The 11,118-nt window shown below is 42.9% G+C and carries 7 protein-coding genes, 1 tRNA gene and 2 pseudogenes; all 10 read left to right on the top strand.

What is annotated here, in order from left to right:
• Window positions 1-200, top strand: a pseudogene (locus B2863_RS14695) (DNA topoisomerase); the annotation flags it as partial.
• Window positions 201-553: 353 nt separating this feature from the next.
• Window positions 554-629, top strand: a tRNA-Trp gene (locus B2863_RS06125).
• Between the two features lie 51 nt (window positions 630-680).
• Window positions 681-1,166, top strand: coding sequence for a preprotein translocase subunit SecE (gene secE, locus B2863_RS06120; RefSeq protein ID WP_057761731.1), 486 nt, complete (start codon window positions 681-683; stop codon window positions 1,164-1,166).
• 71 nt (window positions 1,167-1,237) lie between these two features.
• On the top strand, window positions 1,238-1,768 hold the full coding sequence (nusG, locus tag B2863_RS06115) for a transcription termination/antitermination protein NusG (protein WP_057761729.1): 531 nt from the start codon (window positions 1,238-1,240) through the stop codon (window positions 1,766-1,768).
• Between the two features lie 90 nt (window positions 1,769-1,858).
• On the top strand, window positions 1,859-2,290 hold the full coding sequence (rplK, locus tag B2863_RS06110; protein WP_057761727.1) for a 50S ribosomal protein L11: 432 nt from the start codon (window positions 1,859-1,861) through the stop codon (window positions 2,288-2,290).
• Window positions 2,290-2,991, top strand: a complete 702-nt coding sequence (gene rplA / locus B2863_RS06105) for a 50S ribosomal protein L1 (RefSeq protein ID WP_057761725.1) — start codon at window positions 2,290-2,292, stop codon at window positions 2,989-2,991. The genes rplK and rplA overlap by 1 nt, the downstream gene beginning before the upstream one ends.
• Before the next feature lie 457 nt (window positions 2,992-3,448).
• Entirely contained in the window at window positions 3,449-3,976 is a 528-nt protein-coding gene (gene rplJ, locus B2863_RS06100; RefSeq protein ID WP_057761724.1) for a 50S ribosomal protein L10, read from the top strand.
• Window positions 3,977-4,096: 120 nt separating this feature from the next.
• Window positions 4,097-4,468 (top strand): 50S ribosomal protein L7/L12, encoded by a 372-nt coding sequence (gene rplL / locus B2863_RS06095; protein WP_057761722.1) that lies wholly within the window; start codon window positions 4,097-4,099, stop codon window positions 4,466-4,468.
• Window positions 4,469-5,232: 764 nt separating this feature from the next.
• Window positions 5,233-9,351 carry a DNA-directed RNA polymerase subunit beta gene (gene rpoB / locus B2863_RS06090; RefSeq protein ID WP_201572590.1) on the top strand — a complete coding sequence of 1,373 codons (4,119 nt, stop codon included), beginning with the start codon at window positions 5,233-5,235 and terminating at the stop codon, window positions 9,349-9,351.
• Between the two features lie 151 nt (window positions 9,352-9,502).
• A pseudogene (locus B2863_RS06085) lies at window positions 9,503-11,118 on the top strand (DNA-directed RNA polymerase subunit beta'); the annotation flags it as partial.

Below are 11,118 nucleotides of genomic sequence, written 5' to 3'. Positions count from 1 at the left end.
AGGACGAGGGCCTCGACGACAGCGAAGTCGAATACGGCGCGGTCCTGCCGCCAATGATGGCGGGCGACGCCCCTGCCAAACATGCTGTAGAAAAGACGCAGCATTTCACGCAGCCGCCGCCCCGTTTTTCCGAAGCAACGCTGGTTAAGCGGCTTGAAGAATTAGGCATTGGCCGCCCGTCAACCTACGCGTCCACGATCCAGGTCTAACGTATGGAACTAAGACTTAAGTCTCAGTAAAGAGCTTATGAATTAGACATAAAAAAGGCCATCCTGTCTAGGGTGGCCTTTTTTTATTGGAGAAAGTTGAAGCATGATCGAAAATAGAATTATGCCTAGTGTGTATTAATGAATTAGCTGTATGTGTGACAGAGACAATTATTTGTTAGATAGCATATTGTAATCTGCAGCATAGCTTGTTATATTATCGCTGCACTTGACGCTAGCAGTTATTTTAGACTACGGTAGTGCAAAATCAGGTAAAATTAATAATTTTACCGTCAAGGGCTTGCATTCTATGCTAAATATTGTATAATGCTGTCCTTTACACCCATAGGCGATTGGCTCAATTGGTAGAGCATCGGTCTCCAAAACCGAGGGTTGTAGGTTCGAGTCCTACATCGCCTGCCATCTTCTTATCACATCTTTGTTGTACCCCACCATCTCCGAAGCGAGTTCTTTATGAGCAATGATCAAGATAACCTCGAGACTAAGTTATCTGATGCCAAGGCGGTTGCTGGTGGAATGCTGTCTAAAAATAAGCATGTTTCAGCTAGCGGTACTACTGCTGTTGAAGTGGCTAAGACTGGCTCAATAAAAGATTTGATTTTGTGGCTACTTGCCGCAGCTGTATTAATCGGTGCGACTCTAGTAAATCAATATTTACCAGGCTATTGGCAACCTGCCAACGATGTCTGGGTACGTATTGGTATTATTGTCGCACTTGTTGTATTTGCATTAGTCTGTTTGGCGTTAACGCATCAAGGCCGTGCTTTTAAAATATTGTTAAAAGACGCTGCCGTTGAGCTTCGCCGAGTGACGTGGCCAGGTAAAGACGAAACCTTTCAATATACATGGCAAGTGATTGTCGTAATTGCGATTGCTGGTTTCTTTATTTGGTTATTGGATAACTTTTTTAATTGGTTCGTTGGTATCTTTATCGGTTAATAGCACGTATTAGTGACTATTAGCGAGACATTTACTCATAACGACTTATTTATAATGATCAGGAGCGTGATATGCGTTGGTATATTGTCCAAGCGTTTTCAGGATATGAAAAACAAGTACAACGTTCATTAACTGATCGTATTAATCGTAGTGACTTTGCTGAGTCATTCGGTGATGTATTAGTTCCTACTGAAGAAGTCGTTGAAATGAAAGACGGCAAAAAACGTAAGAGTGAGCGTAAGTTCTTTCCTGGATATGTATTGATCCAAATGGAAATGAACGATAATACTTGGCACATCGTAAAAGACTGTCCTCGTATTATGGGCTTCATCGGTGGTACGCCTGAGATGCCTGCACCGATTACGCAAGTAGAAGCTGATCGCATTTTAAACCGTTTGAACCAGACTGAAACTGACCCACGTCCTAAGACTCTATTTGAGCCGGGCGAAGAGTTGTTAGTTATCGATGGTCCATTTACTGACTTTAAAGGGTTGGTAGAAAAAGTGGATTACGAGAAGTCTAAACTACATCTAACGGTAAACGTATTTAATCGACCTACGCAGGTTGAGCTTGAATTTAGTAAAGTTGAAAAACTAGACTAAATTAGCAAAAAATTCATCAACCGGGGAGCTGTTAGTCAACTAGGCATATACCACGTTGATTTGGCGCTATTACCCATTTAGGAGAGTATCATGGCTAAGAAGATTGATGGTTACATCAAACTGCAAGTGCCTGCAGGCAAAGCAAATCCTTCACCACCTATTGGTCCAGCTTTGGGTCAAAAAGGCGTGAACATCATGGCGTTCTGTAAAGAATTTAACGCTGCGACCTCAGGCCAAGAGCCAGGTCTACCGATCCCAACTGAGATCACAGTATACAGCGACAAATCTTTTACCTTCATCATGAAGTCACCACCAGCTGCATACTTACTACGTAAGGCTGCTGGTATTGCTAAAGGTTCAGGTACACCGAACACTGCTAAAGTTGGTAAAGTTGACCGTGCACAACTAGAAGACATCGTTAAGACTAAGAATGCAGATTTAACTGCAGCTGATCTTGACGCTGCTGTCCGTACCATCGCTGGTACTGCACGTTCAATGGGTATTACCGTGGAGGGTGTATAATGTCTAAGCTAACCAAACGTCAAAAAGAAATTCAAAGCCGTATTGATAACGAAAAACAGTACACTATTGAAGAAGCGGTTCAAATCCTAAACGATTTGCCAGCGCTAAAATTCAAAGAGTCTATCGATATCGCAGTAAACTTGGGCGTTGACCCACGTAAATCTGATCAAGTAGTTCGTGGTGCAACCAACCTACCTGCTGGTACTGGTAAAACCAAACGCGTTGCTGTATTCGCTCAAGGCGCTGCTGCTGAAGCCGCTAAAGAAGCTGGTGCAGACATCGTTGGTTTTGAAGACCTAGCAGAACAAATCAAAGCCGGTAACATGGACTTTGATGTTGTTATCGCAGCTCCAGATGCAATGCGTGTTGTTGGTCAGTTAGGTACTATCCTAGGTCCACGTGGTCTAATGCCTAACCCTAAAGTTGGTACGGTAACGCCAAACGTTGCTGAAGCTGTGACAAATGCGAAAGCTGGTCAGGCTCAGTACCGTGTTGATAAAGCTGGTATCATCCATGCAACTATCGGCCAAGTTGGTTTCACTGCTGATCAAATCGAGCAAAACGCGCAAGCGATTCTTTCTGATCTAAAGCGTGCTAAGCCTGCTACTTCTAAAGGTACTTTCATTAAGAAAATTACCTTGTCTAGCACGATGGGTCCAGGTCTAACGATCGACGCTGTTCCTTATCGTACTGCTAAATAATTAAAGTTTTTATCTTCAAATATTTTGAGTGATAAATACAAATAGTTTTTAAAGAATTAGGTCAGCGTAGTATTTGCTACGCTGTCTAAGACCGTAGGTAGAGAGTAGTTTAGAGTCATAGTTAGCGATCTTCGGATAGTTGTTTATGATGATAAGTCACTTTTGTTAATCGACGACAGATGAAAATCTTAGTTGTCCTACGCAGACGGTGGCCCACACAGTTTAAGACACGAGCGAATAGGGCGATAGGGTTATTTATAATCTTCAAACTATTACTCAACGTCATTCTGATAACGGTGCCGTAATCAGTCGTTACCAGTAGATGCTTTTATTAGTAATTGAATCCACTGGTAATGTGTCGTATCAAGTCAGTCTTAGCTTACAGTTTGAGTGCATAAAAACATTGTTTTTAGCACTTTTATTATAAGTCGATTGATAAGATTAAAGGAGTCAACTTATGGCATTAACGCTAGAACAAAAACAACAAGTTGTGGCTGAAGTGTCTGAAGTTGCTGCTAATGCTTACTCAGCAGTAGCTGCCGAATATCACGGTATTGGTGTTGCACAGCTTACTAAGCTGCGCGAACAAGCTCGTGATAAAGGTGTTGTTTTAAAAGTGGTAAAAAATACACTAGCAAAACGCGCTTTTGAAGGCACTAAGTTTGAGAGCATGTCAGACCGTATGACTGGTCCACTACTTTTGGCTTTCTCTATGGAAGATTTGGGATCTGCTGCTCGAGTCGTTTTCGACTTCAGCAAAGATAACAAAGCTTTAGAGACCAAATTAGTATCAGTCGGTGGTGAAGTTTATGGTCCAGAAGAGCTAGAGCGCGTATCGAAGCTACCAACTCGCGACGAAGCAATCTCTATCTTGATGGCTACTATGAATGCACCAGTGACCAAGCTTGTCCAGACTATGAACGCTGTTCCTGGCAAGTTCGTTCGCACTGTAGCGGCAATCAAAGACGCAAAAGAAGCTGCTTAATTGCTTGTTTTAACGTAACTTTAACATCGCTAATTTTGGTTGCATTTTATTGTCACATTAGGCAAGCAATCAAGGCGATATTAGAATCAATTAATTTTTATCAGATAACGGAGAGTTCTCATGGCACTATCTAAAGATGACGTGTTAAATGCAATCGCTGAAATGTCAGTAATGGATATCGTTGAGTTAATCAGCGACATGGAAGAAAAATTCGGCGTAACAGCTGCTGTTGCTGCTGCACCTGCTGCTGCTGGTCCTGCTGCTGCTGCTGCTGAAGAAAAAGACGAGTTTGACGTAGTTCTTGCCAGCTTTGGCGAGAAGAAAGTTGGCGTAATTAAAGCCGTACGTGAAGCTACTGGTCTTGGCCTAAAAGAAGCGAAAGATTTGGTTGAAAGCGCTCCAGCTCCAATCAAAGAAGGCGCATCTAAAGCTGAAGCTGAAGAGTTGAAAAAGAAACTTGAAGAAGCTGGTGCAACTGTTGAACTAAAATAAGTTTAACACTGTACGAAAAAAAGCTGGTAATGCCTTGCATTGCCAGCTTTTTTTTACTATAATTCGTAGCTTGACCTTTTGTGTCTGCCAACATACGTATGCAACATCACGGTGGATACCCATCAAAAGGACAGACGATATACATGCAAGCACACATGCCAGTTTTTGAAATCAGTTAATATGAGCTAAACGTCTGTAGATGTTTGGCATTTTTTTGTGTCTGCATGCTTTCCTATCAACACTATAGTTTATACTGATTCTAAAAGTTATAGTTACCCCGATTATTAATCCTGAAAAAAGCGGTATTCTTAAAAAAGCTGTTGATCATAAGTTGCCTACTTGGTTTGGCATGACTGTCGATATTTAGTCTTATAGACAGTTTGTATGTGTAGGGAACATAGTTCGGTAATAAGTAGTCTAGATGGCAAGTGGTATGGATGCAATCTTAATAGACATTATTCCCCAGCAAGGTATTTGTAAAGTAAGCCTGATATGCAATGTGTTATAGATTATATAATATTGAATTTTTTGGTTGCAACAGTCATATAGACTGATTCACTTACCATGAATCTAGCAAGCAACGACGAGATTAAGTGAAGTGTGCTAGGTAAGCACTGAAGAGTAAAGTAGTAATTGACAGAAAAGACATGAACTGAACACGAAGACCCGTTTTATATTATCGTTTACGTCGCCACGTTTGCATCGTATTTATGCATACTGGCCACGCTTTTAATTTGTTTCCACGTTTACTGTAAGGACTCTCGATGGCATATTCTTATACTGAAAAAAAGCGTATTCGCAAAAGTTTTGCTGAATTGCCCACTGTAATGGACATTCCCTATTTACTGTCTATTCAAGTAGATTCTTACGAGCAATTTTTGCAAGAGCACAAAAAGCCGAAAGCTCGTGAGAATACTGGTTTGCAAGCTGCGTATTCCTCTATTTTCCCAATTGAGAGTCACTCTGGTAACGCAGAGCTACAATTTGTTGAGTACTATTTAGGCACGCCTGAATTTGATGAGCGTGAGTGTATCTTACGTGGTTCAACGTTTGCTGCGCCTATGCGTGTCAAAATCCGTTTGATCATCAAAGATAAAGACAGCAAAGACAAAGATAGCAAAGCTGCTATCAAAGATATCCGTGAGCAAAGCGTTTACATGGGCGAGATGCCTTTGATGACGGCTAACGGTACTTTCATTATCAATGGTACTGAGCGTGTTATCGTATCTCAGCTACATCGTTCACCTGGTGTGTTCTTTGACCATGATAAAGGTAAGTCACATTCAAGTGGTAAAGTGCTTTATAACGCACGTATTATCCCTTACCGTGGTTCATGGTTAGACTTTGAATTTGATGCAAAAGATTTAGTATTTGCTCGTATTGACCGTCGCCGTAAACTACTTGCGTCAATCATTCTACGCGCACTTGGTCTAACAACTTCTGAAATTCTAGATTTATTCTTTGATAAAGTCGCTGTTTATAAAGCTGAAGAGACGTTTGAAATTGATCTAGTTGCCGATCGTCTACGTGGCGAAATGGCTCAGTTCGATATCGTATCACCTGAAGGTGACGTTATCGTAGAGCAGGGCAAACGCATTAACGCACGCCGTATCCGTCAGCTTGAAGAAGCCGGTATGACGAAAATTGCTGTGCCTGATGAGTATTTATACGAGCGTATCTTAGCAGAAGACATCGTTGTTAATGATGAAATCATCGCTAAAGCAAATACGCCAATTGACCACGAGTTATTGGTAAAATTGAACTCATTTGAAGCCAGTGGTGCCATCAAAGAGTTCAGCATTCTGTTCACGAACGATATCGACCAAGGTAGTTATATTGCCGATACGCTACGTGCTGATAGCACCTCAAGCCGTGAAGAAGCGTTGATCGAAATCTACAAAGTAATGCGTCCGGGTGAGCCACCAACGGTCGAAACTGCTGAGAAACTGTTTGAGAGCATGTTCTTTAACGCAGATCGTTATGACTTATCAAATGTCGGTCGTATGAAGTTCAACCGTCGTCTTGGTTTAGAATTTGATAACACTGATGATCCTGATATTCAGCGCGAACGCAGTGTATTGACCAACGATGATATCGTTAATGTGCTAAAAGAACTTATCGAGATTCGTAATGGCCGCGGCGATGTCGATGATATTGACCATCTTGGTAACCGTCGTATTCGCTCAGTAGGCGAAATGGCAGAAAACCAATTCCGTGTTGGTCTAGTACGTGTTGAGCGTGCCGTAAAAGAGCGTTTAAGCTCAGCAGAATCAGACAACTTGTCACCACAAGACTTGATTAACTCTAAGCCAGTAGCGGCTGCGGTTAAAGAATTCTTTGGTTCAAGCCAGTTGTCACAGTTTATGGATCAGAACAATCCGTTGTCTGAAGTTACCCATAAGCGCCGTGTATCAGCGTTAGGACCTGGTGGTCTAACTCGTGAACGTGCAGGCTTTGAAGTACGTGACGTACATGATACGCATTATGGCCGTGTATGTCCTATTGAGACTCCTGAAGGTCCAAACATTGGTCTGATCAACTCACTAGCGACTTTTGCTAAAACCAACAGCTTTGGCTTCTTAGAAACGCCATATCGCCGTGTGGTTGATGGTAAAGTGACTGACGTTATTGAGTATCTATCAGCAATCGAAGAAGTAGGTACTGTCATTGCACAGGCTGATTCTCCGATGACTGAAGATGGCGCGTTATCTGACGAGATGGTCAGTGTACGTAGCTATGGTGAATTTGTTCGTATGCCGCCAGAAAAAGTGACGCATATGGATGTATCACCAAGTCAGGTAGTATCGGTTGCAGCAGGTCTGATTCCGTTCCTAGAGCATGATGATGCTAACCGTGCCTTGATGGGCTCGAACATGCAGCGTCAGGCTGTTCCTACGCTACGTGCTGATAAGCCGTTAGTAGGTACTGGTATGGAGCGTCACGTTGCTCGTGACTCTGGTGTTTGTGTTATCGCTAAGCGTGGCGGTGTGATTGAAGATGTTGATGCATCACGTATCGTTGTTCGTGTAAACGAAGACGAGATGACTGCTGGTGAAGCGGGTATCGATATCTATAACTTGATCAAATACACGCGCTCTAACCAGAACACTTGTATCAACCAACGTATCATCGTTAACCAAGGTGACGAGATTGCTTTGGGTGATATCTTGGCTGATGGTCCATCAACGGATCTTGGTGAGCTAGCACTAGGTCAGAACATCCGCATCGCATTTATGCCGTGGAATGGTTACAACTTCGAAGATTCAATCTTGTTATCTGAAAAAGTAGTTAAAGAAGATCGTTTCACTACTATTCATATCCAAGAATTGACTTGTGTGGCTCGTGATACCAAGCTAGGTACAGAAGAGATCACGGCTGATATTCCAAACGTTGGTGAAGCAGCATTATCAAGTCTTGATGAAGCAGGTATCGTCTATATCGGTGCTGAAGTTGACGCTGGTGATATTCTAGTTGGTAAAGTCACACCAAAAGGTGAGACGCAACTAACGCCAGAAGAGAAACTACTACGGGCTATCTTTGGCGAAAAAGCGGCTGATGTGAAAGACACTTCACTACGCGTACCAACTTCAAGTAAAGGTACGGTTATTGATGTACAGGTCTTCACCCGTGATGGCGTTGAAAAAGACGCACGCGCAAGAGCGATTGAAAAATCGCAGCTTGATAGCTATCGCAAAGATTTGAAAGAAGAGCTACGTATCTTTGAAGAAGCAGCACGTGGCCGTATTGGTAATCTATTAGATGGCCAAAAAGTCAGCGGCGGTGCTGGTCTAAAAGCTGGTACGGTTATGGCATTGGCTGATATGAAAGATATGAGCCTTGAGACCTTGCTTGATATTCAGCCAGTAGAAGAAGAAATCTCTGAGCGTCTAACGCAAATCGCTGATTATTTGGTTGATAAGCAAAAGGACATCGATGTGAAGTTTGCTGAGAAAAAACGCAAATTGACTGCTGGTGATGACCTGCAACATGGCGTACAAAAAATCGTTAAAGTATATCTAGCGGTTAAGCGTCGTATTCAGCCTGGTGATAAGATGGCTGGTCGTCATGGTAACAAAGGTGTTGTATCGCGCATCATGCCAGTTGAAGACATGCCTTATGATGAAAATGGTAATACCGTTGACATCGTATTGAATCCACTTGGTGTACCATCTCGTATGAACATCGGTCAGGTTCTAGAGACGCATTTGGGTATGGCAGCGAAAGGATTGGGCGAGAAGATTGACGGTATGCTCAAATCGCAAGCAGCGATCAAAGAGCTACGTGACTTCTTGGACAAAATCTATAACCAAGTAGGCGGTGAGCAAGTTGATCTTGATAGCTTGAGTGATGATGACATCATGGCGCTAGCAGACAACTTACGTGGCGGTGTACCGATGGGCACAGCAGTATTTGACGGCGCAAGAGAAAGCCAAGTTAAAGACTTGCTCGAGCTTGCTGGTATGGATCGCGATGGTCAGCAGACGTTATATGATGGTCGTACAGGTCAGAAGTTTGACCGTAAAGTAACTGTCGGTTACATGTACATGCTCAAGCTTAACCATTTGGTTGATGACAAAATGCATGCGCGTTCAACAGGTTCTTATTCTCTAGTGACGCAGCAGCCATTGGGTGGTAAAGCTCAGTTTGGTGGTCAGCGCTTCGGTGAGATGGAAGTATGGGCACTAGAAGCATACGGCGCGACTTACACGTTGCAAGAAATGCTAACGGTGAAGTCGGATGACGTTGAAGGCCGTACTCGTATGTACAAAAACATCGTTGATGGTGAGCAGTATATGGATCCAGGCATGCCTGAGTCGTTTAACGTACTGACCAAAGAAATCAAATCACTGGGTATTAATATTGAGTTAAAACAAAGCAACTAGCCCGTTGTTTAACTTAGTTGTCCACTAAAGGCAGTCTGCTTTATTGCTGCTGCTTTTAGTGATTTGTCTCAACCCTATTCATTGCCTTCATTCATCTTATCTGCGTCAATGGTACGCTGTCAGATGATTATAAAGATAACGGAGAAGCAACTTGAAAGATTTACTCGATATCATGCAAAGCCCTACCGGCAACGGTAACCAAGAGTTTGATAGCATTCAAATTACTTTAGCCTCACCTGACGTCATCAAGTCATGGTCGCACGGCGAAGTGAAAAAGCCTGAAACCATCAACTATCGCACGTTTAAGCCTGAGCGTGATGGTCTTTTTTGTGCCAAAATCTTTGGCCCAGTAAAAGACTTCGAATGTTTATGTGGTAAATATAAGCGCCGTAAGTTCCAAGGCGTTATCTGTGAAAAATGTGGTGTCGAAGTTACCACTGCTAAAGTTCGTCGTGATCGCATGGGCCATATCGACCTAGCCAGTCCAGTTGCGCATATTTGGTTCCTAAAATCATTACCAAGCCGCATCGGTCTATTGCTAGACATGACGCTACGTGATATCGAGCGTGTTCTATATTTTGAAAGCTATATCGTTACTGAGCCTGGTCTAACTAGCTTAGAAAAATACCAGTTGCTTGATGACGAAGATTATTACAAAGCGCTTGAAGAGTTTGGTGACGAATTCACAGCCAAGATGGGTGCTGAAGCAGTTCAAGACCTATTAAAAGACATCGATATCGATCTTGAAATTGATGAGCTACGTGAAGCGATTCCACAAACTGGTTCTGAAACTAAGCTTAAGAAGATGTCTAAGCGTCTCAAATTATTAGAAGCATTCCGTGATTCTAATAACAAGCCTGAGTGGATGGTAATGAACATCTTGCCAGTACTACCACCAGATTTGCGTCCTCTAGTACCGCTAGAAGGCGGCCGTTTTGCGACGTCAGATCTAAACGATCTATATCGCCGTGTGATCAACCGTAACAACCGTCTTAAGCGTCTGCTTGAGCTAAGCGCACCTGACATCATCGTGCGTAACGAAAAACGTATGTTGCAAGAGTCAGTAGATGCGTTGCTTGATAACGGTCGTCGCGGTCGTGCCATCACTGGTAGTAACAAGCGTCCATTGAAATCTTTGGCAGATATGATAAAAGGTAAGCAAGGTCGTTTCCGTCAGAACTTACTTGGTAAGCGTGTCGATTACTCTGGTCGTTCGGTTATCGTTGTAGGTCCAACACTACGTCTACATCAGTGTGGTCTACCTAAGAAAATGGCACTAGAATTATTCAAGCCATTTACTTATAACAAACTATTGTCTCATGGTTTAGCGACTACGATTAAAGCTGCCAAAAAGATGGTAGAGCGTGAAGAGCCACAAGTATGGGATATGCTGGCCATGGTTATCCGTGAGCATCCAGTACTTCTTAACCGTGCGCCAACACTTCACCGTTTGGGTCTACAGGCATTTGAGCCAGTATTGATCGAAGGTAAAGCCATCCAGTTGCATCCGCTTGTTTGTACTGCATTCAACGCCGATTTCGATGGTGACCAAATGGCCGTTCACGTGCCATTGACGCTAGAAGCACAGCTTGAATCACGTGCCTTGATGATGTCTACCAACAACATCTTGTCACCTGCGAACGGTGATCCGATCATCGTACCATCTCAGGATGTTGTGCTAGGTCTATATTACATCAGTCGCTCGTCTATCAATGCCAAAGGCGAGAGCATGATTTTTGCTACCGTTAATGAAGCATTGCGTGCGAT

Source organism: Psychrobacter sp. UBA3480 (genome assembly GCF_002377945.1).
Classification (GTDB): Bacteria; Pseudomonadota; Gammaproteobacteria; order Pseudomonadales; family Moraxellaceae; genus Psychrobacter.
The sequence above is the reverse complement of the archived record's forward strand: the minus strand, read 5'-3'. Positions and strand labels throughout refer to the sequence as shown.